This window comes from Pseudomonas fjordensis, assembly GCF_976987115.1.
Window position 1 is genome coordinate 3551118 of the sequence record NZ_OZ336860.1, and the last position, 24125, is coordinate 3575242.

General features: G+C 61.2%; 17 protein-coding genes and 2 pseudogenes. 8 read left to right on the plus strand and 11 right to left on the minus strand.

Annotated features, from left to right (window positions below; genetic code table 11):
- Nucleotides 1–17 precede the first annotated feature (17 nt).
- From istB to ACWHXD_RS15875, 4 genes and pseudogenes are all read right to left on the minus strand, one after another.
- Nucleotides 18–758: an IS21-like element helper ATPase IstB gene (istB, locus tag ACWHXD_RS15860; RefSeq protein WP_064491510.1), complete on the minus strand. Its 741-nt coding sequence runs from the start codon at nucleotides 756–758 to the stop codon at nucleotides 18–20.
- Nucleotides 755–2275 carry an IS21 family transposase gene (gene istA / locus ACWHXD_RS15865; RefSeq protein ID WP_081273177.1) on the minus strand — a complete coding sequence of 507 codons (1521 nt, stop codon included), beginning with the start codon at nucleotides 2273–2275 and terminating at the stop codon, nucleotides 755–757. The genes istB and istA overlap by 4 nt, the downstream gene beginning before the upstream one ends.
- A 116-nt stretch (nucleotides 2276–2391) precedes the next feature.
- Nucleotides 2392–2559, minus strand: a pseudogene (locus ACWHXD_RS15870) (MFS transporter); the annotation flags it as partial.
- Between the two features lie 97 nt (nucleotides 2560–2656).
- Complete coding sequence (locus ACWHXD_RS15875; protein ID WP_138763653.1) at nucleotides 2657–3709, minus strand: Gfo/Idh/MocA family protein; 1053 nt, start codon at nucleotides 3707–3709, stop codon at nucleotides 2657–2659.
- 109 nt (nucleotides 3710–3818) lie between these two features.
- Here ACWHXD_RS15875 and ACWHXD_RS15880 point away from each other — a divergent pair, with 109 nt between their 5' ends.
- On the plus strand, nucleotides 3819–4760 hold the full coding sequence (locus tag ACWHXD_RS15880) for a LysR family transcriptional regulator (RefSeq protein WP_032897049.1): 942 nt from the start codon (nucleotides 3819–3821) through the stop codon (nucleotides 4758–4760).
- A gap of 81 nt (nucleotides 4761–4841) precedes the next feature.
- Here ACWHXD_RS15880 and ACWHXD_RS15885 read toward each other — a convergent pair whose 3' ends face one another.
- Nucleotides 4842–5735 (minus strand): LysR family transcriptional regulator, encoded by an 894-nt coding sequence (locus ACWHXD_RS15885; protein ID WP_138761455.1) that lies wholly within the window; start codon nucleotides 5733–5735, stop codon nucleotides 4842–4844.
- Nucleotides 5736–5829: 94 nt separating this feature from the next.
- Here ACWHXD_RS15885 and ACWHXD_RS15890 point away from each other — a divergent pair, with 94 nt between their 5' ends.
- From ACWHXD_RS15890 to ACWHXD_RS15905, 4 genes are all read left to right on the plus strand, one after another.
- Nucleotides 5830–7014, plus strand: coding sequence for an MFS transporter (locus tag ACWHXD_RS15890; protein WP_032897045.1), 1185 nt, complete (start codon nucleotides 5830–5832; stop codon nucleotides 7012–7014).
- Between the two features lie 59 nt (nucleotides 7015–7073).
- Entirely contained in the window at nucleotides 7074–7556 is a 483-nt protein-coding gene (locus ACWHXD_RS15895) for a VOC family protein (RefSeq protein ID WP_098951312.1), read from the plus strand.
- Between the two features lie 922 nt (nucleotides 7557–8478).
- Nucleotides 8479–9855 (plus strand): pyridoxal-phosphate dependent enzyme, encoded by a 1377-nt coding sequence (locus tag ACWHXD_RS15900; protein WP_138761457.1) that lies wholly within the window; start codon nucleotides 8479–8481, stop codon nucleotides 9853–9855.
- On the plus strand, nucleotides 9852–11018 hold the full coding sequence (locus tag ACWHXD_RS15905; protein ID WP_032897041.1) for a cystathionine gamma-synthase: 1167 nt from the start codon (nucleotides 9852–9854) through the stop codon (nucleotides 11016–11018). The genes ACWHXD_RS15900 and ACWHXD_RS15905 overlap by 4 nt, the downstream gene beginning before the upstream one ends.
- A gap of 122 nt (nucleotides 11019–11140) precedes the next feature.
- On the opposite strand, the gene ACWHXD_RS15910 is transcribed toward ACWHXD_RS15905, so the two are convergent.
- Nucleotides 11141–13339, minus strand: coding sequence for an OsmC domain/YcaO domain-containing protein (locus ACWHXD_RS15910; protein ID WP_138761458.1), 2199 nt, complete (start codon nucleotides 13337–13339; stop codon nucleotides 11141–11143).
- A gap of 252 nt (nucleotides 13340–13591) precedes the next feature.
- Between ACWHXD_RS15910 and ACWHXD_RS15915 the strand changes: the two are divergent.
- Nucleotides 13592–14151: pseudogene (locus ACWHXD_RS15915) on the plus strand (cysteine hydrolase family protein).
- Nucleotides 14152–14209: 58 nt separating this feature from the next.
- Here ACWHXD_RS15915 and ACWHXD_RS15920 read toward each other — a convergent pair.
- Both ACWHXD_RS15920 and ACWHXD_RS15925 read right to left on the minus strand, forming a co-directional pair.
- Nucleotides 14210–14659 carry an NUDIX hydrolase gene (locus ACWHXD_RS15920; RefSeq protein ID WP_138761459.1) on the minus strand — a complete coding sequence of 150 codons (450 nt, stop codon included), beginning with the start codon at nucleotides 14657–14659 and terminating at the stop codon, nucleotides 14210–14212.
- Nucleotides 14652–15449, minus strand: a complete 798-nt coding sequence (locus ACWHXD_RS15925; protein WP_138761460.1) for a nucleotidyltransferase domain-containing protein — start codon at nucleotides 15447–15449, stop codon at nucleotides 14652–14654. Before ACWHXD_RS15925 ends, ACWHXD_RS15920 begins: the two co-directional genes overlap by 8 nt.
- A gap of 751 nt (nucleotides 15450–16200) precedes the next feature.
- Between ACWHXD_RS15925 and ACWHXD_RS15930 the strand changes: the two genes are divergently transcribed.
- Nucleotides 16201–16626, plus strand: coding sequence for a DUF2231 domain-containing protein (locus ACWHXD_RS15930; RefSeq protein WP_138761462.1), 426 nt, complete (start codon nucleotides 16201–16203; stop codon nucleotides 16624–16626).
- On the plus strand, nucleotides 16623–17915 hold the full coding sequence (locus tag ACWHXD_RS15935; protein ID WP_138761463.1) for a PQQ-dependent sugar dehydrogenase: 1293 nt from the start codon (nucleotides 16623–16625) through the stop codon (nucleotides 17913–17915). Before ACWHXD_RS15930 ends, ACWHXD_RS15935 begins: the two co-directional genes overlap by 4 nt.
- A 256-nt stretch (nucleotides 17916–18171) precedes the next feature.
- Here ACWHXD_RS15935 and ACWHXD_RS15940 read toward each other — a convergent pair whose 3' ends face one another.
- From ACWHXD_RS15940 to ACWHXD_RS15950, 3 genes are read right to left on the minus strand one after another with little or no spacing between them, the layout of a single operon-like run.
- The gene (locus tag ACWHXD_RS15940) at nucleotides 18172–19626 is read right to left on the minus strand and encodes an efflux transporter outer membrane subunit (RefSeq protein WP_138761464.1); all 1455 of its coding nucleotides are present in this window, start codon (nucleotides 19624–19626) and stop codon (nucleotides 18172–18174) included.
- Nucleotides 19623–22799, minus strand: coding sequence for an efflux RND transporter permease subunit (locus tag ACWHXD_RS15945; RefSeq protein WP_138761465.1), 3177 nt, complete (start codon nucleotides 22797–22799; stop codon nucleotides 19623–19625). The genes ACWHXD_RS15940 and ACWHXD_RS15945 overlap by 4 nt, the downstream gene beginning before the upstream one ends.
- Complete coding sequence (locus ACWHXD_RS15950; RefSeq protein ID WP_138761466.1) at nucleotides 22796–23962, minus strand: efflux RND transporter periplasmic adaptor subunit; 1167 nt, start codon at nucleotides 23960–23962, stop codon at nucleotides 22796–22798. Before ACWHXD_RS15950 ends, ACWHXD_RS15945 begins: the two co-directional genes overlap by 4 nt.
- Between the last annotated feature and the right edge of the window lie 163 nt (nucleotides 23963–24125).

Genomic DNA, 24125 nt, shown 5'->3' on the forward strand with positions numbered 1-24125 from the left:
GACCCACTTGCTCACCGCTAACCGCCGGTTTTCTGCTTCAAACGATAGCTCTCACCTCCCAGCATAAAGATGTGTGAATGGTGGATCACGCGGTCGATGATGGGCACGGCCACGTTGTCGTCATGGAAGAACTCGCCCCAGCTGGTGAAGTCCTTGTTGGTGGTCAGGATGACCGAGCGGTACTCGTACAGGTTGTTGATTAACTGGAACAGGTTGTACCGGGCTTGGCGCGTCATCGGCAGGTAGCCCAGCTCATCGATGATCAGCACGTCGTATTTGCTCAGCTGATTAAGGCGCTTCTTCAGCTCGCCCTTCATTTCCGCCAGCTCCAGATCCTCGACCAACGCCAGAGCCGTGCGGAACAGCACCTTGTAGCCCGCCTGAACCGCCTTGTGGCCAATCCCAATGGCCAAGTGGGTCTTGCCCACACCCGGTGGTCCGATGAACACCAGGTTGTCGCGGTTGTCGATAAAGCTGAAGTCCAGCAAGGTGCTGACCTGGCGCTTGGTGATGGTGGTCTGGTGCCGGTAATCGAAGGCCTCCAGATGCTTCTCCGAGGGGAACTGCGCCTGCTTGAGGTTGCGGCTTACGCGGCTACTGGAGCGGGCGTTAAGCTCATGCTCGACCAGTGACTGGGCGAAGCTCAGGTAGGACAGTTCATTGGCTTCGGCTCTGGCCAGCAGGGTGGCCAGCTCACCCGCGGTCGCGCTGAGGCGCAGGCTTCGGTACTGCGCGATAGTGCTGTCGAGCAGGCTCATTGGGTCACCCCGTGGCCAGTCGACTGGCCAATGCGGGCATAAGCGTTCAGGTCGGCGTGACTAACCTGGCTACCGGCCTCTGGCGCATAGTCATGGTCGCCGATGATCCGGCCCCGCGCCTTGGCTTGCTGCCATGCTTCGAGGTAGCGCTTGAGCCCGGTGGCGGTCAGTTCACTGCGCTCGCACAACTCGCCGAGCAACGCCGTATCAACCGGCGCATGGGCCATGAGCAGGTCGCGTGCAGCAACCAGCTGATCCTTGTAGATACGCGGCGAAGTACGCTTGAGCAGTTGGCACAGGGTTGCCCCAAGGGCATCGGGCAGGATCGAGTCGATGCCGCGCTCCAGGTCGGTAATGCGCTGGGCATGGTCTCGGTAATGGTTGTTGTTCTTGATCATCCGGCCCTTGGCCTTGCACAGGTCATGGGTGGCTATGAGTTCACCGCTCTCCAGGTCATGGATCAGCAACTGGTTGTCCTGTGCGCTGACACCGACACGGGCTTGCTGCCAGGCCATGGGTACCGAGTACTTGTTGGCCTGCCATGAGATCAAGCCGGTCTTGTCGACCTTGCGGGTCTCCCTTGTCGGCGCCACGTGCAGCAGGTTCTGCGGGACGAGATAGGGCTTGAGCTGACTACGCTCCAGTGCCTCGAAATGCGCTCTTGGATGCTGCCCCGTCGTGCCGTGCACGCGTGCGTTGGCGACAGTCTCGAGCCAATCATTCAGGTGCTGTCGGACGGCGGCCTCGTCCTGGAAGTGCTCGCCGTAGAAGCAGTCACGCTTGACGTACTTGACCCCGGCCTCCACCTTGCCCTTGCTCTCCGGGTCATAGCCCTCGCAGGCATGGATGCGGTACCCGACGGTAGTCGCATACTGGTGGAAGCGCTGGTTCAGCGTCAGCTCACGGTACTGCTCGTTGATCACCACCATCTTGGTCTGATCGTAGATGCACTCCTCGGTGACGCCGCCGAAGTAGCGGAAGGCCTCGTCGTGCATCTGGATAAACCGTTCGGTATCCAGCGGCCGGAAGTTCAGACCGACATACATCAGCCGTGAACAGGACAGCACAAACACCACAAAATGAACGACACGCTCCAGGCCGCCAATCATGACGCCTCGCAGCTCACCGGGGTCGACCTGACACTGCACGCCAGGCACTGACTCAACGACCGGCTCGTAATAGCGCAACTGGCCACTGGCAACCTGCTGCTTGAGCGCTTGCACATAGCGGCGAATGCTCCGGTCTGACACCGCCAGCTCGGTGGTGCGCTCCCTCAGGCGACGGGCCAGCTTGACTGCGCTCAGGGCTGGAAACTGACCCAACTGATTAATCAGATAATCGCGGTGCTCGTCGAGCACCTTGGTGCGTGAAGGGTCAGCAATGGTAGCGCTGATCTGCATCTCATCCAGGTGGAGATACTTGCGTACGGTGTTCCGGGAAATCCCCAGCTCACGACTGATGGCACGGACCGACAGGCCTCGGCCCTGGTCATACAACCCCTTGATCTTGTGAATCACAACCCACTCCTTCAATGATCTGTCCCCGGCCTGTGCATAAGGCGGGTGACGCTACATGGTCGGTGGCCAATGCCACTATGGGTGGGTCAAAATTGTTGGCCAGAGGTGGGTCAGTTTAATTGGCCATTAACAGAGGGGAAGAAGAGTTGTGGAAATATCAGTGCTGCCGCTTGGGCATAGATGAAAAAGTCGTAATACTCCAACGCGGAGCCGATCCAACCACTCGCGGTGGCTTTCTTGGCTTGCTTGGAACGGTGCTGCTCTGTCGCTGTTGCTGTGTTCATCTGACTACTCCAGATATTGTTGTTATAGGTCTGGCAGGGCAGCAACAACCGCCCCTGGTACACGCAAAACAGGGTATGACTGGAAGCCATGCCGGGCTCAAATACGGTCGATTTCTATGATCGAGCCGCTTTTTGCGGCCTGTGAAATAGCCTCAGTGATGATCAGATTCTGCAGTCCGTCGCGCACGGAGACCAAAGGCGTTTCCGTGCCTCGTATGACGTTGCAAAAGTGCTCAAGCTGGATCTCGAGGGGGTCTGTGCGGTCGACAGCGCAGTGGCTCGTTTGGAAGGGCTTCCACCATGATCTGTCTTCGGCCTTCACGTAGTATTTGAGACGCATTGTGGGCACTGACAGTGAGCCGTTCTTCCCACTGATGACGTAGCAATCCTCATCCTCGTAGGACGGATAGCTCGCGTTTTCTTGCGATGTTTGTTCCCAACTGCGGGCACATCCGGTGCTATCGGAAAGCAAGAAGGAACCGAGAGCTCCATTCTCAAAGCGCAGGCCGATACACACGGTATCTTCGACAGGAAATCCACGTGCGACACTCGACTGCATTGCTTGAACAGCAACAATTTCGCCGCACAGCGAACGCAGGTTGCCGATCTCATGGATCATATTTATCAAGATAGGGCCACCGCCTTCCTGGCGTCGCCAGATGGCAGCGTCGAAATAGTCATCTGGTTTGTAAAACAGAGCGCTGCCTTGCACGGCAACGATGTCTCCAAGAATGTCGTCACGGATGATCTCTCGCGCCTTGGCAAGGATTGGGCTATGCGCTCGATGATGTCCTACGAGCAGCTTGGCGTCAGTTGCATCGGCAACAGCGAGTAACCGCCTGCCCTCCTCAACGCTGTGCGCCACCGGCTTCTCTATCAGCGCCGCAACACCAGCCTCAATGCATTGCAAAGTCTGTTCGACATGTAAGGCGTTTGGAGTGGCGAGAATTACGCCATCAGGCTTGTCCTCGGCGAAACAAGCCAGAAGATTTTCATACTGCGAGACGCCAAGCGAGTCTAGGTAGGAGCCATCAAGTTCGAACGGATCGATAACGGCTGACAGTTCGCAAGAAGAACTCGCTTGGATGAGTTCGATATGGCGTCGGCCGATGAGGCCGGCACCCGCTACCGCAATTCTGATTTTGGACATGCTTTGATCTTCGCGAGCGTTATTGTTTTAAATCTCGACGTACTGAAGTCGTGATTCGATCTGCTAGGATCAAGGCTACTATCAACGCGCAAAGCTATAATTGAGCCATATGGAAAATCAGAATTCTCCACTAGTAAATAATGATCCCTTCCTGAGGGATCTGCTTCTGTTCTCAGTCATCGCAAAACGTGGAAGTTTTAGCGCGGCCGGGACAGAGCTTGGAATTTCTCCCGCCCATGTCAGCAAGCGTGTTTTGGCGTTGGAAGAAACGCTGAGCTGCAAGCTCTTTAACCGGACAACCAGACGGGTTTCGATCACCAAAGATGGCGAAACGATGCTCGTTTGGGCTCAGACAATCATGGACAACGTCAATGGGATGCTGGAGACATCACTTGGTGACCGGGTCGAGCCCAGAGGCACGCTGCGTATCAGCACAAGCCAGCGAATGGGGCGGTTTCACATCGCTCCAGTTCTGGCCTTGCTTCGTAAACGCTACCCAAAATTAGAGGTGTGGCTTGAGCTGGTTGACCGTCGAACTGATCTCATTGGGGAGCAGTTCGACATCGATATCCGAGTTGGAGAAGTTAACGAGCAAAATCTGATTATTCACAAAATCGCAGATAGCCAGAGGATTCTCTGTGCTGCTCCGAGTTACCTGGAAGAGCGCGGTAATCCAAACTCTGTGAGCGAGCTTCAACGCCACGATTGTCTATTGTTTCGTGGGAGGGATCAAAGCTTTGGAGTATGGCGGCTCGAGGGGCCAAACGGTCTTGAGTCGGTGAAAGTCACAGGGCCGATGGCGTCCAACCACAGTGATGTCGTTCGAGAGTGGGCGCATGATGGTTTCGGCATCATCATGGCATCAACCTGGGATGTGGCCCCGAGCATCAGGAGTGGGACGCTCATACGCATCCTGCCTGAACATTTCCAGCCGGCGAATGTGTCCGCAGTCACTACGATTCGGGCTTCTGGCTCGATGAAGATCAGGGTATGCCTGGAGTTTCTGAGTGCGCACTTGAGTTCTGGCCCTTACGCGCTACGAAATGGCTAAGTCCCAGAGGGTGTCGCTACGACCGGCAGTTATTGGCCGAAATCCGCCGGTCAGCCCCCTCCTCCCCAAAAATCCCTCCCCTTAACCCCCACACCTCTCCACCAAAAAATCCACAAACGCCCTAACCCGCGCCGGCATCGCCCCTCCCCCTACAAACACCGCATGAATCGGCTCCACATCCCCAGGATTAAACTCCTCCAGCAGCACCACCAACTCCCCCTGCCTCACCTCCTCCACCACACTAAACGCCCCAATCCTCGCCACCCCCGCCCCCAGCTTCGCCAACTGCGCCAATGCTTCACCACTATTGCCCTCAATCGTCCCCGCTACTTTCAGCGAAAACTCCCGTCCCTCCACCCGAAACGGCCAATCCGGGGCCGCTCTACGGAAGTTAAAGCGCAGGCAGTTGTGCCCAAGCAGATCCTGCGGCGTCACCGGTGTGCCATGCCGTGCCAGGTACTCCGGCGAGGCGACGATCACCTGCCTGGTAGAGCCGATAAGGCGAGCAGTCAGTGGGCTGTCGGCGAGGGTGCCGAAGCGGATGGCGACGTCGGCCTGGCCGCCGAGGATGTCTACGACTTCGTCGCCGAGCATCAGGTCGACGACGATGGCGGGATAGCGGGCGCTGAAGGCGGCGACCAGGGGGACGATGGTCATGCGACCGTGTGCCAGTGCGGCGCTGACGCGCAGGCGGCCGCGGGGCGCGCCCTGGTCGGTGATGGCGTCTTCGACTTCGGCCATGTCGGCGAGGATGCGCCGGGCGCCGCGCAGGTAGGCTTCGCCTTCGGCGGTGAAGGTGATGGCGCGGGTGGTGCGCAGCAGTAAGCGGGTGCCGATGCGCTGTTCAGTGCGGGTGATGATGCGGCTGATGGCCGATGGCGTCAGCCCCAAGGCCCTTGCCGCACCCGACAGGCTGCCGTGCTCGGCGACCATGGTGAACACCTCCATCTCTCCCGACCGCCCGCCGATGTCCATTTGTGCCTCCTGCGCAAAGCTGTAGTTCCCAACCAAGGGCTACTGCTGCAAAAGGCAGGATTGTAGCATTTGGCTCACAGATGAGGAGTCACCCATGCGTATCAATCCACCCCTTGTAGCATTGTCCGTCGGTGCCTTTGGCATCGGGGTCACAGAGTTTGCCCCTATGGGCATGTTGCCCGGTATCGCCGCTGATCTTGATGTCTCCATTCCCGCTGCGGGACTGTTGGTGAGCGCCTACGCCATGGGCGTGTTGATTGGCGCGCCGATCATGACCCTGGCGACGGCCAGGGTACCCCGCCGCTATTTGCTGATCGGGCTGATGGCGATTTTTACCCTGGGTAATTTGCTGTCGGCGTTGGCCAGCAACTACCAGACGCTGATGATCGCCAGGCTGGTGACGTCGCTCAATCATGGGGCGTTCTTTGGGATTGGCTCGATCGTGGCCGCAAGCCTGGTGGCGCCCGAGAAGCGCGCGGGGGCTGTGGCGGCGATGTTCATGGGGCTGACCCTGGCAACCATTGGCGGCGTGCCCCTGGCGACCTGGTTTGGCGAGAACTTTGGTTGGCGCACAGCGTTCTGGGGCATCAGTGGGCTTGGCGCAGTGGTGATGGCGGCGCTGTGGTGGGCCTTGCCCAATGCGCCGGCCCCTAAAGGTGGCGGGCTGATGGCGGAAATTCGTGTGCTGGGTCGCGGGCCTGTGCTGGCGGCGTTGGCGCTGACCGTGGTGGGCTCGAGTGCGATGTTCACGGTATTCACCTACATCGCGCCGATTCTGCGAGACGTCACCCACGCTTCGACCAACTTCGTCACCGGGATGCTGGTGCTGTTCGGCATCGGGCTCACCCTGGGCAATGTGTGGGGTGGCAAGTCTGCGGACCGCTCGGTAGACCGCACCTTGATCATCTCGCTGGTGGTGTTGATTGCCGTGCTGTTGGCCTTCTCGGTGCTCATGCAATGGCCGCTGCCTGCGGCGTTGTCGATCCTGCTGTGGGGCGCTGCCAGCTTTGCCCTGGTGCCGCCGTTGCAGATGCGGGTGATGGAGGCAGCAAAGGATGCGCCTAACCTGGCTTCGGCGATGAACATCGGTGCGTTCAATTTTGGGAATGCGATTGGTGCGGCGTTGGGGGGTGCGGTGATCAATGCTGGGCTGGGCTACCCGGCGATTTCACTGGCAGGCGCGATCATGGCTGGGCTGGGTTTGCTGATGGTATTGGGGTTGAGCTGGCGTGCGCGGCGGGCCGATTCACGCTCTGGCAGAGAGGCGGTGCAAGCCTGAGCAGCATCGCAGGTTGTTAGTCTAGACTTCATGCACCTTCCAACCCGAGGAGCCTTGCGATGAACAACAAGAATACGATCTGCCTCTGGTACAACGGCGATGCCCTGGAGGCAGCGACCTTCTACGCCAACACCTTCCCCAACAGCGCAGTAAAGGCCGTACACCGTGCCCCTGGCGACTACCCATCCGGCAAGCAGGGTGATGAGTTGACCGTGGAATTCACCGTACTGGGTATCCCCTGCGTGGGCCTCAATGGCGGCCCCATGTTCAAGCACAGTGAGGCGTTTTCCTTTCAGGTGTCCACGGATGACCAGGAGGAAACCGACCGCTTGTGGCATGCCATCATCGACAACGGTGGGCAGGCAAGCGCTTGCGGTTGGTGCAAGGACAAGTGGGGGCTGTCGTGGCAGATCTCACCGAGGGTGTTGGTCGATGCGGTTACCAGTAAAGATCCTGCCGTCGCCAAGCGTGCGTTTGAGGCGATGATGAAAATGACCAAAATCGACATCGCTACCATCGAAGCCGCGATTGCCGGGAACTGAACTGTGGGAGCGGGCTTGCTCGCGAAGGCGATGTATCCGCTAGCACATGTGAAAACTGACCCACCGCTTTCGCGAGCAAGCCCGCTCCCACATGAAGGCATAGGTATCTACATAACTCTGCAGCTCTCAACGGTAACCACGATGCGAAGCGAGTCGCTCTTGATCTGCTTTTGATCTTAGGCGCCCCGTCAAACCACGCTGGCCGTAATTCGACAGTGATTTGGGGGGGTAAACCGGCAGGGATGCCGGTTTAGCCGCCCCGCGCCATGGATGGCGCGTGGCGGCGGCCCCCCAAATCACTGGCGGATTACGGGCACACCGAGCCTAAGCGAGGTGCCGAGTGGTGGGGCAAGAGCGTTTTGCTTACTTTTGCGCTTTTCAAAAGTGAGCCGCCGTTGGGCGGAACCCTAAGTGGCCGTTACCGCAGGAATGGATATGTACTCGGTATAACTGTTTTGACTGTCAGGCCGCCTTCGCGAGCAAGCCCGCTCCCACAGTTGGGTCGTGGGGCGTCAGGTAAATAGGTGTCGGCTGGCAGGTCGCTATCGCAGGCAAGCCACACAGTTTGATCGCGGGGCGGCAGGTAGATAGGTGTCGGCTGTCAGGCCGTCGCGGGAGCAAGCTCCCTCGCCACAGGGTCAGCGTCGCACCAACGTTGTGTAGATACCTATGACCATCGCAGGCAAGCCAGCTCCCACATTGGATCGCGTGGCGTCAGGTAGATAGGTGTCGGCAATCCGGCAAGCCAGCTCCATCGTTGGTTTTCAGCGCAATCCTGGATTGCGCGCCCTCCCCCCATGCGGCAAAAAAAGTCATCCAACGGACGCCCGGTTGCGACACCGGCGATACCGGCCTATGTTCCAAGCCATGCTGTTTTTTTACTGTCCCTCGCCCTACGCCCATCCCGTAACCAGGAGACGACATGCCCACGCCTTCACGCCCTGCCGTACTTGAGCTAATCGGCAACACCCCGCTGGTCAAAGTCAGCCGCTTCGATACCGGCCCCTGCACGCTGTTTCTCAAACTGGAATCGCAAAACCCCGGCGGTTCCATCAAGGACCGCATCGGCCTGGCGATGATCGACGCTGCCGAACGCGACGGTCGTTTGCGCCCTGGCGGTACCATCATTGAAGCCACCGCCGGCAATACCGGCCTGGGCCTCGCGCTGGTGGGCCGGGCCAAGGGTTACCGGGTGGTGTTGGTGGTGCCCGACAAGATGTCCACGGAAAAGGTCCTGCACCTCAAGGCCATGGGCGCCGAGGTGCATATCACCCGTTCCGATGTGGGCAAGGGCCACCCCGAGTATTACCAGGACGTGGCAGCGCGCCTGGCCAAAGATATTCCAGGCTCGTTCTTCGCCGACCAGTTCAACAACCCGGCCAACCCGTTGGCCCACGAGACCAGTACCGCGCCGGAGATCTGGGCGCAGACCCAGCACGATGTGGACGCGATTGTGGTGGGTGTCGGCTCGGCCGGCACCCTCACCGGTTTGACGCGTTTCTTCAAGCGCGTGCAACCCGAGCTGGCCATGGTGCTGGCCGACCCGGTCGGTTCGGTGATGGCCGAATACAGCCGCAGCGGCACGTTGGAAACCCCCGGCTCCTGGGCGGTGGAAGGCATCGGCGAGGACTTCATTCCCTCGATCGCCGACCTGTCCAGCGTGCGCCACGCCTACTCCATCAGCGATGCCGACAGCTTCGACTACGCCCGCCAGTTGCTCAAGGCCGAAGGTATCCTCGGTGGCTCATCCACCGGCACCCTGCTCGCCGCTGCCCTGCGCTACTGCCGCGAGCAAACCGAGCCCAAGCGCGTGGTGACCTTTGTCTGCGACACCGGTACGCGCTACCTGTCCAAGGTCTACAACGACCAGTGGATGAACGACGCCGGCCTGTTGCAATACAAGCACTACGGCGACCTGCGCGACCTGATCGCCCGCCGCTTCGAAGACGGCCGGGTGATCAGCGTGAGCCCCGACGACACCCTGCTCACCGCCTTCCAGCGCATGCGCCTGGCGGACGTGTCGCAACTGCCGGTACTGGTCGATGGCCAGACACTGGTGGGCGTGATCGACGAGTCCGACATCCTGCTGGGCCTGCACAATGACGCCGCGGACTTCTCCATGACCGTTGCCAGCGCCATGACCAATACGCTGCACACCCTGGCCCCCAGCGCCAGCCTGGCCGAACTTCAGGCAGAACTGGATCGCGGCCTGGTCGCCATCATTGCCGACGCCTCAGGCTTCCATGGCCTGATCACCCGCGTCGACCTGCTTAACCACCTACGGAGATCCCTTGCATGAGCCAGCCCGATAAAAGCGCGTTTGCCACCCGTGTGATCCACGCCGGGCAGTCACCCGACCCGACCACGGGCGCGCTGATGCCGCCGATCTACGCCAACTCCACCTACCTGCAAGACAGCCCCGGCGTGCACAAGGGCTTTGACTATGGCCGCTCCCACAACCCCACGCGTTTTGCCCTGGAACGCTGCGTGGCCGACCTTGAAGGCGGGAGCCAGGCGTTTGCGTTTGCCTCGGGGCTGGCGGCGATCTCCACTGTGTTGGAACTGCTGGATGCCGGCGCGCATATCGTCTCGGGCAATGACCTGTACGGCGGCACCTTCCGGCTATTCGACAAGGTGCGCCAGCGCAGTGCCGGGCACCGCTTCAGCTATGTCGACCTCAGCGACGTGTCGGCCTTTGAAGCGTCATTGCAGGACGACACGCGCATGGTCTGGGTCGAGACCCCAAGCAACCCGCTGCTGAGCCTGACCGACCTGCGCGCCGTGGCCCGCATCTGCCGTGCCCGTGGGATTATCTGCGTGGCCGACAACACCTTTGCCAGCCCCTGGATCCAGCGCCCGCTGGAGCTGGGCTTCGACATCGTGGTGCACTCCACCACCAAATACCTCAATGGGCATTCCGATGTGATCGGTGGTATCGCTGTGGTTGGCGACAACGCTGAATTGGCCGAACGCCTGGGCTTCCTGCAAAACTCCATCGGCGCCATCGCCGGGCCGTTCGATGCCTTCCTGACCCTGCGCGGGGTAAAAACCCTGGCGCTTCGCATGGAGCGCCATTGCAGCAATGCCCTCGACCTGGCCACCTGGCTGGAACAACAGCCGCAAGTGTCGCGGGTTCATTACCCGGGGCTGGAATCCCACCCACAGCACGACCTGGCGAAACAGCAGATGCGCGGGTTTGGCGGGATGATTTCCGTGGATTTGAACAGCGACCTGGCCGGCGCGACGCGTTTTCTGGAGAACGTGAAGATCTTCGCCCTGGCCGAGAGCCTGGGGGGAGTGGAAAGCCTGATCGAACACCCGGCGATCATGACCCATGCCAGCATCCCGGCGGCTACTCGGGCGCAATTGGGCATTGGCGATGGGCTGGTGCGGTTGTCGGTGGGGGTTGAAGATGTGGAGGATTTGCGCGCCGACCTGGCGCAGGCCTTGGCCCACATCTAACCGCCATGATCGTTCCCACGCTCTGCGTGGGAATGCCACCCGGGACGCTCTGCGTCCCCAAGCGTGACGCAGAGCGTCACCGGATGCGTTCCCACGCGGAGCGTGGGAACGATCAGTGTGTATCAGCCTTGGGTGATGTTGGCCCGCGCTGCATGCAGCTTCTTGTAGCTATCGATCAAGCGCAAATGCCGGTCCAGGCCTTCCAGCTTCATGCTGGTCGGCGTCAGCCCATAAAAGCGCACGCTGCCGTTAACCGAACCGATCACCGCGTCCATGCGTTCATTACCGAACATGCGCCGGAAGTTGGCCTCGTAGTCAGCCAGTTCCAAGTCGTCATCCAACTCCATCTCCAGAACCGCGTTCATCGCCTGGTAAAACAGGCCGCGCTCAACGGTGTTGTCGTTGTACTGCAGGAACATCTCCACGCACTCCTTGGCCTCTTCATACTGCTGCAAGGCCAGGAAGATCAGCAGCTTGAGCTCCAGGATGGTCAGTTGGCCCCACGCCGTGTTGTCATCGAACTCGATGCCAATCAGCGTGGTGATATCGGTGTAGTCGTCCAGCTCGCTTTCTATCAGGCGCTCGACCAACGCCTGCAACTCTTCCTCGTTGAGGCGGTGCAGGTTAAGGATGTCTTCGCGGAAAAACAGCGCCTTGTTGGTGTTGTCCCAGATCAGGTCGTCCACCGGGTAGATTTCCGAGTAATCCGGCACCAGGATCCGGCAGGCGGTAGCGCCCAGGTGCTCATACACCGCCATGTACGACTCTTTGCCCATGCCTTCGAGGATGCCGAACAGCGTGGCGGCTTCCTGGACGTTGGAGTCTTCGCCCTGGCCGGAGAAGTCCCACTCGACGAATTCATAATCAGACTGAGCACTGAAGAAGCGCCACGACACTACGCCGCTGGAATCGATAAAGTGCTCGACGAAGTTGTTCGGCTCGGTGACCGCCTGGCCTTCGAAGGTCGGCTGCGGCAGGTCGTTCAAGCCTTCGAAGCTGCGGCCTTGCAGCAGCTCGGTGAGGCTGCGTTCCAGCGCCACTTCCAGGCTGGGGTGCGCGCCAAACGAAGCGAACACGCCACCGGTGCGCGGGTTCATCAAGGTCACGCACATCACAGGGAATTCACCGCCCAGGGACGCATCCTTGACTAGCACCGGAAAGCCCTGGGCTTCCAGGCCTTCGATGCCCGCCAGGATGCCTGGGTACTTGGCCAACACGTCGGCCGGTACGTCCGGCAGCGCAAATTCGCCTTCGATGATTTCGCGCTTCACCGCCCGCTCGAAAATCTCCGACAGGCACTGCACCTGGGCTTCGGCCAAGGTATTGCCGGCGCTCATGCCGTTGCTCAGGTAGAGGTTTTCGATCAGGTTGGACGGAAAATACACCACCTCACCATCGGACTGACGCACGAACGGCAGCGAGACAATGCCACGGGCCTCGTTGCCGGAGTTGGTGTCGAACAGGTGCGAACCGCGCAGCTCGCCCTCGCGGTTGTAGACTTTCAGGCAGTAGGCATCAAGGATTTCACTCGGCAGCTCATCGTTGGGGCCCGGCTGGAACCAACGCTCGTCCGGGTAATGCACGAACGGCGCGTTGGCCAGGTCCTCGCCCCAGAACTGGTCGTTGTAGAAAAAGTTGCAGTTCAGGCGCTCGATGAACTCACCCAGCGCCGACGCCAGCGCGCCTTCTTTCGTCGCGCCTTTGCCGTTGGTAAAGCACATCGGTGAATGGGCGTCGCGGATATGCAGCGACCACACGTTGGGCACGATATTGCGCCACGAGGCGATCTCGATCTTCATGCCCAGGCCGGCGAGAATCGCCGACATGTTGGCGATGGTCTGCTCCAGCGGCAGGTCCTTGCCGGCAATGTAGGTGCCCGCCTCGGACGTGGAATTGGGCATCAACAACGCCTGGGCATCGGCGTCGAGGTTCTCGACTTCCTCAATCACGAATTCCGGCCCGGCCTGCACCACCTTCTTCACGGTGCAGCGGTCGATGGAACGCAGGATGCCTTGGCGGTCCTTGTCGGAGATGTCTGCGGGCAATTCGACCTGGATCTTGAAAATCTGGTTGTAGCGGTTTTCCGGGTCGACGATGTTGTTCTGCGACAGGCGAATATTCTCGGTGGGAATATTGCGCGTCTGGCAGTACAACTTCACAAAGTACGCCGCACACAACGCCGACGAAGCCAGGAAGTAGTCGAATGGCCCCGGTGCCGAGCCATCGCCCTTGTAGCGGATGGGCTGGTCGGCAATGACCGTGAAGTCATCGAACTTGGCTTCAAGCCGAAGGTTGTCGAGAAAGTTGACCTTAATTTCCATGCGGGCACACCAGAATAACGAGCTAAACAAATTGGCCGCCATTATGAAGCGTTTCGCCGGGAAGTCTCAGGGTTTTGCGTATCGGCTGCCGATCGGTGCTAACGTCCAACCTGTGGGAGCGGGCTTGCTCGCGAATGCGTGCTGTCAGTTGATAAATAAGTCACTGATAGACCGCATTCGCGAGCAAGCCCGCTCCCACATTTGGACTGCGTTATACCCGCTGGATAATGTTCACCTCTGCCAGGACAGGTCATGGAACCGATAGCGACGAACGCCGCACTGTTGATCATCGATATGCAAAAAGGCATGGCCGACCCACCCTTGGGCGCCGCAACAACCCAGACGCTGAGCTGCACATACAGCACTTGCTCAATGCGTGGCGCCAGGCGCAACGCCCGATCATTCATGTGCGGCATATCTCCCGCTCTGCCGCTTCGGTATTCCGGCCAGGCCAACCTGGCTGTGAGTTCCGGGATGCGTTGCATCCCCTGGCCCACGAACATGTGGTGGAAAAAAATGTACCGGATGCATTCAGCGCAACAGGCCTGGAGCGCTGGCTACACGTGCGCTCGATCCAGCAGTTGGTGATCGTTGGCGTCATCACCAACAATTCAGTGGAATCCACCGCACGCTCGGGAGGCAACCTGGGGTTCGACGTGATCGTGGCGGAGGATGCGTGTTTTACCTTCGACCAAACCGACTTGTCGGGGCGGCTGTGGGCCGCTGAAGACGTGCATGCGCTGTCGCTGAGTAACTTGGCCATGGACTATGCCAGGGTGTTCCAGACGAGTGAAATCCTGGCCAGTCATTAACAAAGCAGACATGCATCAGGGCAAATGCACGCTGGCGGCCGCTTGCGGGCCTGAGCGGTTAAAACACCCCAGCATCCTCCAGCATTTGCGATAACGCCTGCGGCCATACCGTATCGCTCGTTGCGCGCAGCGCCTCTGCCGACCACCAGCGATGGTCCGCCATCACCTGGGCCTCCTGCTCCGTCCACTCGGCCCTGGATAACGCCTCGCTGGGCGCATGCACAACGAAGTACCGCTCAACCGCCAGCACCGTTTCGCCGCAGGGTAGCATCAAGGTCACGTTGCGCTCTGCTACACATTCCCCGACGCTGCTCACCGTGATCCCAGTCTCTTCGCGCAACTCACGAATCGCGGCACTGTGAAAGGTCTCCCCGGCCTCAACGCCACCGCCCGGTGTGGCCCAGTAATCCTGGCCGGCCAAGGCGCCTTCTTTGTGCACGAAGCGAAACAGCAACACTTGCTGTGCAGGGTTTATGACCAGTAATCGTGCGGCTTTGCGTTCACGCATCTGATTGATTCCTTTCTATGACGGCCGAATTCATCCTGCTCAGAAACGCCCGCAGGCGTGTCGTAAATGCCTGGCCCTCGGCGCTCGGGTTGCGTGCCTCAAACAGGAAATAGGCGATTTGCACGCGCATAGTCGGGTAATGCTGAACAAACAGCCCGACGTACTCTTCCAGGGTTTGCGGCCAGGTTTGCGCATCTTCCGCTCGCAGAGTGTGGGTGGCGCGGATCAAGGCCCGCGACGCTTCCCGCTGCAAGCGATGGCGTACGTGCTCAGTGCTGGCCTGTTCGATACCTACCAGATACCCCGTGAGCGCCTGTTCAAAATCGCCGTTGACCGCCAGGGCGATGGCGCGAGACGGGCGAAACGGTTCGAAATGCAGCGACAGGTCTTCGCCCCAGAGACAACGGCAATGATGTTTGAGCCAGAAGCCCCAACGGTTTCGGTTCTCGGGCGCCAACACCTGGGCGCGGTGGCCGATATCAAAGTCGATCTTGGTGACTTGGGGATGCCGCTGCTCCAACGCGAGTCGGGCCGACTCCAATTGTTCAAGCACGGGCGCATCCGGTGGCTCGACCAGTATCAGGGAAAGGTCAAGATCAGAAATGCCGATCTCACCTTCGCCCCGTGCGATGCTGCCATACAGGTAAATCCCGTGCAGCCCCAGTTCAGGCCGGGACAAGGTAGCGCAGATGTCCGTCAGCAGGGGCTGGAACTCGGGTTGTATAGGCCCATCGGCAACGGTGAGGATATAGCCGTCGACATCAATGCCTGCAGATTTTTGGGTGTTCACGATGCGATCTTGCCGCAGAGCAGATGCAGAGTGGGCATAACGCGATTCCTCATATCGGGCCAGGAAGGATGAGTCATATAGCCGCTGTGGTAAACAGATGCAGGCATAGGTATCTACATAACTTTGTGGGCTGTAGCAGCAGACGCTAACCACGATGCGAAGCGAGCCGCTCTTGATCTGCTTTTGATCTTGATCTTAAGCGCCCCGTCAAACCACGCTGGCCGGAATTCGACAGGGATTTGGGGGGTAAACCGGCAGGGATGCCGGTTTAGCCGCCCCGCGCCATGGATGGCGCGTGGCGGCGGCCCCCCAAATCACTGGCGGATTACGGGCACACCGAGCCTAAGCGAGGTGCCGAGTGGTGGGGCAAGAGCGTTTTGCTTACTTTTGCGCTGTTCAAAAGTGAGCCGCCGTCAGGGCGGAACCCTAGGTGGCAGTTACCTAAATAACGGATATGTACACCGTCCAACTGTGTCGACTGCCAGGCCGCCTTCGCAGGCAAGCCAGCTCCCACATTTGGATTGCGGTGCGTCAGATAGATCAGCGCCAGCTGTGAGACCGTCACGGGTGCAAGCTCCCTCGCCACAGGACAAAATTGTTTAGATACCTGCATATGCAGCGGAACGCCGGATCGAAACACACCTCGAAACGCCCTCCCAGTGAACTTTCTCACAAGTGCCATGCTCCTTTTCTATGCGAAGTCAGCGCGCCCTGAGTCCAGGGTGCAGAACGATAAGGAGCCGCCACCACCATGACTACCCTCCCCACTTACCCCGTCGTCAGGCCCGGGCCGTTGCACGGGACTTTGCTCGCCGGCACCGTGCCGTTGTTTCTCGGAGCCTTGCTCAGTGATATCGCCTACGGCCAGACCTACCAGATCCAATGGGCCAATTTTGCCTCCTGGCTGATCGCAGGAGCCTTGGTGTTCTGTGGTTTTGCCCTGCTGTTTGCGCTGGTCAACCTGGTGCGTGCCGAACGCAAGGCCGGGCGCCCGGTGGCGTACTTCCTGCTGTTGCTGGGCACTTGGGTGCTTGGGTTGGTCAATGCCTTCCAGCATGCCAAGGACGCCTACGCCATGATGCCCACCGGCTTGATGCTGTCGGCGATCGTCACCGTGCTGGCGATTGTCGCCACCTGGATCGGCTTGACCAACCTGCGCTCAGGAGCTGCCCGATGAAACCACTCAACACACTGACCCTGCTCAGCGCCGCCCTGTTGCTGAGTGCCTGCGGCGGCGAAGGTGACAAGACCCAGGCGCGCGGCCCAGACCCCAAGCTGCCTGAGCAACAAAGCAGCCTGTTGCCGAGCATGAAGATTGCCGAGCCCACCCCGTGGGGCGATCAAAAGCCCAAGGTGCCCGAAGGCTACAGCGTGACCGCTATCGCCACTGACCTGGCGATCCCACGCCAGACCCTGGTGCTGCCCAACGGCGATATCCTGGTGGCCGAAGGCCGTGGCGGCAGCGCGGCCAAGCTCAAGCCCAAGGACGTGATCGCCAGTATGATCAAGGCCCAGGGCAACACCCAGGTCAAGGGCGGCAACCGCCTTACGCTGCTGCGTGACGCCGACGGTGACGGCACCTATGAACTCAAGACGGTATTCGCCGACAACCTCAACGCTCCCTACGGGCTGGCATTCGCCGACGGCAAACTGTATGTGGCCAACCAGGATGCACTGGTGCGTTTTGACTACGCCGACGGCCAGACCAAGGCCAGCGCCCCGCCGGTCAAAGTCACCGACCTGCCGGCGCAGATCAACCATCACTGGACCAAGTCATTGGCCGTGAGTGAGGACGGGCGCCAGCTGTATGTGGGCATCGGTTCCAACAGCAACATCACCGAGCGCGGCATGGAAGTGGAGATCGACCGCGCAATGGTCTGGCAGATCGACGCGGCCACCGGCGCGCACAAACCCTACGCCACGGGACTGCGCAACCCGACGGCGCTGACCCTCCAACCGCGTTCCGGGCAACTGTGGACGGTGGTCAACGAGCGCGATGAACTGGGCCCCGACCTGGTGCCGGACTACCTGACGTCGGTGCGTGAAGGTGCCTTCTACGGCTGGCCCTACAGCTACTGGGGCCAGAACGTCGACCCCCGCGCACAACCGCAAAACCCGGCCAAGGTGGCCGCGGCGATCAAGCCCGATTACAGCCTGGGTTCCCACGTGGCCGCGTTGGGCGTGGATTTCTCCATCCCCGCCCTGGGTGAAAAATTCGCTGACGGCGTGTTTGTCGGCGAGCACGGCAGTTGGAACCGTGACGACCCAGTGGGCTACAAAGTGATCTTCGTACCGTTCAGCAACGGCAAACCGGCGGGCGAGCCCATCGACTTTGCCACCGGCTTTCGCGGCGACGACGGCAAAACCCGTGGCCGCCCGGTTGGAGTGACCGTGGATCCCAAAGGCGCGCTGATCATTGCTGACGACTTGGCCAATACTGTTTGGCGAGTCACACGTAACCAATAATCGAGGAACGACGCAACGGGGTAGTGAGACTGATGTATAGGCTGTCTGATCCAACCTGCTGTTCGGCTGTCAGGCTGCCATCGGGCGCACACAAGGTCTGTGCCAGGCGCTGATTCTTTGGGCAATACATAACCAATGTGGGAGCTGGCTTGCCTGCGATTGCGGTGGTTCAGTTAAAGATTCAGTCACTGACCCACCGCCTTCGCGAGCAAGCCCGCTCCCACAAGCCCACCGTCGTATATTTGATACCTAACCGTTACCGCAACACAGCAGCAGCCCCGCTACACGCCTGCCCCGACCGCTCGCAGATCTCCCAGCCGCCACCCAGCGCCTTATAGATCCCCACCACCGCCAAACGCTGTTCCGTGCGCGCTGCGGTCAACGCGCGGCGGCTGGTGAAGTCGGCACGTTCGGCCTCAAGCACATCCAGGTACACGCCCTCGCCTTGCGCAAACCGCTCGCGCGCAAAGCTGGCGGCCTCACGATTGGCGGCCGCCTCCAGCAGCCGCAAGCCCAGGGTGTTGCCGGCCGTGCGGTTGGCCTGGAATGCATCATCGGTTTCCTGCAAGGCCCGCAACACAGTCTGGTCATAAGCGATCAAGGCCGCCTGGGTGCGCGCCTCGCTGGCGGCAATCCGCGCACGTACGCGCCCGGTGTCCAGCAGCGACCAGCGAATCACCGGCGCGATAAAGTTCGACTGCATGCCCGCATCGCCCAGGGCGCTGAGGCTTCCGGCCAGCAAACCGATGGAGCCCTGCACCTGAATGTCCGGATACAAGCCTGCGGTTTCCACGCCGATCTGCGCGGTCGCGGCCGCCAGCGTGCGTTCGGCCGCAGCAATGTCGGCGCGGCGCGCCAGCAAGCCGGCTGGGTCTCCCACCTGCAGCGTGCGCAGGTTCAAGGTTTCACGCCCAGGCCGGGCCTGCGGTGGCTTGAACCCTTGAGGCGCCTGCCCCAACAACACCGCCAGCGCGTTGGCTGCCCTTGCGCGACGTCGCTCCAGGTCAGGCGCGACCGCCTCCACATTGCGCAACAAGGCCTCTGCGCGCAGCCGGTCGAATTCGGTGGCGGCGCCGACGCTGACCATCTGCCCCACCAGGCCCAGGCTGTCGCGCTGGCTCTGGCTGATATCCGCAACCACGGCCTGCTCAGCTTCGATGCCTTGCAGGTCAAACCAGGTGGCCGCAACAGTCGCTGCGACGCTCGCTTGCACGTTGCGCAATAACGCCTGACGCGACCCAGCCTGGGCCTGGGCCGCCTCCACCGAGCGACGCACGCGGCCAAACAAGTCGATTTCCCAGGCCGCATCCACCGCCGCGCGGGTGGTTTCAATGGAGCGCTGCTCGCCGAACGGGGTCTCGACCTCGCTGCGCTTGCGGTGCTCGTAGCCCAGGGCGGCGCCGCCGCTGGGCAGGAAGCCTTGGCGGCTTTCGCGCAAAAGCGCCTTGGCTTCGTCCAGGCGCGCGGCGGCGATGCCGATGTCGTGGTTGGCCGCCAGTGCCTGTTGGATCAACTGGCTCAGTGCCGGCTCATCAAACACCTGCCACCACTGCACCTCCACCTCGCCCGGACCCAGCCCGGCGATGGGCGCGCCAAAGCTCGTCGCCCGCTGCGCAGCGGGCAGCACCGGCGCGGAATAGTCCGGCCCCACAGAGCCGCAACCGGCCAGCAGGGTCAACGACAACACAAAAGCTGGATACGCCTGTTTCATGATGCGCTCTCCTTTAGCTGCACCTTAGGGCTCGCCCCCTGACGCTGCACACGCAGCGCCAGGCTGCGCATCACCACATAGAACACGGGCGTGAGGAACAGGCCGAACAGCGTCACCCCCAACATCCCGGCAAACACCGCCACCCCCATGGCATGGCGCATCTCGGCACCGGCGCCACTGGCAAACACCAGCGGGACTACGCCGGCGATAAACGCCAGGGACGTCATCAAAATAGGCCGCAGGCGCAATTGACACGCGTGGATCACCGCCTCCAAGGGGCTGGCGCCTTCAGCTTCGAGGCTGCGGGCAAACTCGACGATCAGGATAGCGTTCTTCGCCGCCAGGCCCACCAGCACCACCAACCCGATTTGCACGAACACGTTGTTGTCGCCGTCCACCAGCCACACGCCGAGGATTGCGCTGAGCAGGCACATGGGCACGATCAGCAACACCGCCAACGGCAGCAGCCAACTGTTGTACTGCGCGGCGAGGATCAAATACGCCAGTAACACACACAGCGGGAAAATAAACAGGGCCGATGACCCGGCGAGCTTTTGCTGGTAGGTCAGGTCCGTCCATTCATAGGTCACGCCCTCGGGCAGTACCTCCTGGGCCAGACGCTCCATGAGCGCAACCGCCTGCCCGGAACTGACCCCTGGCATCGCGCCGCCAGAGATATCCGCCGACGGATAGCCGTTGTAGTGAATCACCCGGTCAGGCCCCGAGCTCGGCGTGACCGTGACAAACGCTGACAACGGCAGCATGTCCCCAGCGGCGTTGCGCACCTGCAGACGGCCGATGGCTTCGGCCTGCATGCGGTGGTCTGCATCGGCCTGGGCCGTGACTTTGTAGGTGCGGCCAAACCGGTTGAAGTCATTGACATACAGTGACCCCAGATAGACCTGCAGCGACTCGAACACATCCGCCAGGCGCACGCCCTGGCTCTTGACCTGGGTGCGGTCGATGTCGACATTCAGTTGCGGCGCGTTGACGTCCAGGCTGGTCATCAACCCGGCCACCTGGCCTGACTCAGTGGCTTTGGTCATCAATACCTGGGTCTGCTGCACCAACGCCTCAAGCCCGACGCCGCCACGGTCTTCGACCTGCAGCTTGAAGCCGCCGGTCACCCCGAGCCCCGGTACCGGCGGCGGTGGGAACACGCCGAGGAAACCGTCGGGGATGCTCGCAAACTTGGCTTGCAGGCGCCCGGCAATAGCGACCGCTGTCATATCCGCCGAGGTGCGTTCTTTGAACGGATCAAGCATGACGAACATCACCGCCGCATTCGGGACGTTGACGAAGCCATTGACCGACAGCCCCGGGAACGCCACCACACTCTCGACCCCCGGCTCGTCCAGGGCGATTTTCGACATTTGCCGCACCACCGCATCGGTACGCTCCAACGAGGCCGCGTTGGGCAGTTGGGCGATGCCGACCAGGTAGTACTTGTCTTGCATCGGCACGAAGCCGGCCGGTACCGCGTTGAAGCCAAACCAGGTCAGCGCGAGCAAGCCGCCGTAGGCCAACAGCGCCACGCCGCGACGGCCGACGACCTTGCGCACGGTATTGCCATAGGCTTGCGGCGCACGCTGGAACGGCCGGCCCAGCACCTCAAGCAGCCGCGTAGCGCGACCGCGCAGGCTGCGCGGGTCGGGCACCACGGCGGTATGCCGGGGCCGCAGCAACAGGCCGGCCAGCGCCGGGCTGAGGGTCAACGAGTTGACCGCCGAGAGGATGGTGGAAATCGCGATGGTCAGCGCAAATTGCCGATAGAACTCGCCTTGCAGGCCACTGAGAAACGCAGTGGGAATGAACACGGCCGCCAGCACCGAGGTGATCGCAATGATAGGGCCGGTGACCTCGCCCATGGCCCTTCGCGCAGCCTGCATCGGCTCCTCGCCGTTCTCGATATGCCGCTCGACGTTCTCCACCACCACGATGGCATCGTCGACCACGATGCCAATCGACAGCACCAGGCCAAACAACGACAAGGTGTTGAGGGAGAAGCCCATCAGGTGCATGACTGCGAAGGTGCCGATGATCGACACCGGCACGGCCATCAAGGGGATCAGCGACGCGCGCCAGTTGCGCAAGAACACCACCACCACGATCACCACCAGCAGGATCGCTTCCATCAGCGTGATGGCCACCGACTCCAGGGAAGCGCGCACAAACACGGTGGGGTCATAAGCAATCCGCGATACCAGCCCTTCGGGGAAGTTGGTTTGCAGGCGCTGCATGGTATCGCGCACCGACTGCGCCACATCCAGCGCGTTCGCCCCCGGGCTCTGGATGATTTGCAAAGCCACCGCAGGCTCGCCGTCCAACAGGCTGCGCAGCGCGTAGGCATCGGCGCCCATTTCGATACGGGCCACATCACGCAGGCGCGTGACCTGGCCGTTATCGCCGGTGCGAATGATGATGTCGCCAAACTGCTCTTCATCGGTCAGGCGCCCGAGGGTATTGACCGTGACTTGGAAGGCCGCAGTGGAATCCGGCGACTGGCCGACCGATCCGGCGGCCACTTGCACGTTCTGCTCGCGCACGGCAGCAATCACATCGCCGGCGGTCAAGCCACGGGCGGCGATCAGGTCCGGGTCGAGCCACAGGCGCATGCTGTATTCACCCGCGCCCCACACCAGCACATCGTTGATCCCCGGCAGGCGCGACAACTCGTCGCGCACCTGCAGATAGGCGTAGTTGGAGATGTACAGCGGGTCATAACGCTGGTCGGGAGACAGCAGGTGGACCACCATGAGGATGTCCGGCGAGGTCTTCTGCGTGACCACGCCCAGGCGCTGCACCTCTTCGGGCAAGCGCGGTAAAGCTCGCGACACACGGTTCTGCACCTGGATCTGGGCCATGTCCGCATTGGTGCCCTGGGCAAAGGTCGCGGTCAGGATCATGCGGCCATCGGTGGCCGACTGCGAGGTCATGTAAAGCATGCCCTCGACCCCGGTAATCACCTGTTCCAGCGGCGCTGCCACTGTCTCGGCAATTACCTGCGGGTTGGCCCCCGGATACGACGCGGTCACTTGCACCGTGGGCGGCGTGACGGCCGGGTATTCGCTCAACGGCAAATGGAAGAAGGCGACGATGCCGCCGATCATCATCAACACCGACAGGACGATGGCGAAGATCGGTCGGTCAATGAAAAAGCGTGGGAAGCTCATTGCACGCCCCCCACCGCCAGCGGCGCCTCAAGCGGCTTGCCCTCGATGCTGGCAGCCAGTGGTGTTACCTGCATGCCGGGGCGCACCAGGCCTTTGACGACAATGCGCTCGCCCGGTTGCAGGCCCTGTTCGACGACCCGTAGGCCGTCGACCTCCGGGCCCAGTTCGACTGGGCGGTATTCGGTCTTGTCACCCTCACCCACCACCAGCACATAACGGCGGCCCTGGTCGGTGCCGATGGAATGGTCGGCAATCAACACCCGGGGTTGCGCCGCGCCGGTGTCCAGCTTGACCTTGGCAAACAGCCCAGGCGTCAAGCGCCCATCCGGGTTCGCCACCACCGCACGCACGCGAACCGTACCTGTCTTGCGATCGGCCGAGTTGGCCAGAAAGTCCACGCGCCCGGCCCGTGCATAGGTGGTGTCGTTGAGCATCGCCACCATGACCTTGGCAGCGTTTTCGCCCTTGGACCCGGCATGCTGCCGCGTCGCTGCCAACGAATGCAGGTAGGTGCGTTCGTCCACGTCGAAGTACACATGCAAGGGGTCGATGGAGACAATTGTGGTCAGGGGTGTTTCCCCACGGGTGACATAGTTGCCCTCCGTCACCAATGCGCGGTCGATGCGCCCGCTGATAGGCGCGGTGACGCGGGTGTAACTCAGGTCCAGTTGGGCCGTATCCAGCGCAGCCCTGGCCGCCTCAACCTGGGCCCTGCCGGCATTCAACGAGGCAATGGCGGTGTCGAGGCGATCACGTGCCACCACCTTCTTGGCGTACAACTGCTCGGCGCGGCCATGCTCGGCCTGGGCCAGTGATGCATTGGCCTCGGCCTCGCGCAAACGCGCCTTGGCGGCGTTCACTGCCGCCTGAAACATGCGCGGATCGATCACAAACAACGGGCTGCCCTTGGCCACGAACTGGCCTTCGGGCACGCTGACACTTTGCAGATAGCCACTGACTCGCGGGCGCAATTGAACCTGGTCGATGGCGGTCAACGAACCGGTGTACTCCACAAACGGCGTCACTGCCCGCGCCACTACCTGGGCCACCGGCACGCCGGGTGGTTGGGCGGCTGCGGCTGGCGGCGCCTTGTCCGAGCATCCGCCCAGCGTTAACGCTACGGCCAACGCCCCGGCAATCAGGCTTAGTGGTTTGGTGTACATCGTTCACCCTCCTTGGAATTTTCAAGACAAATCGACACGTGGGGTTTTTATCCGGCTTGCCATACTGGGAAGGTCAAGCGCTATAAAACCGGGGGTGTGTTTTGTCTGAGAAATATCTGGAGGGTTAAACAGGTAGGAGCGAGCTTGCTCGCGAAAAACTCAC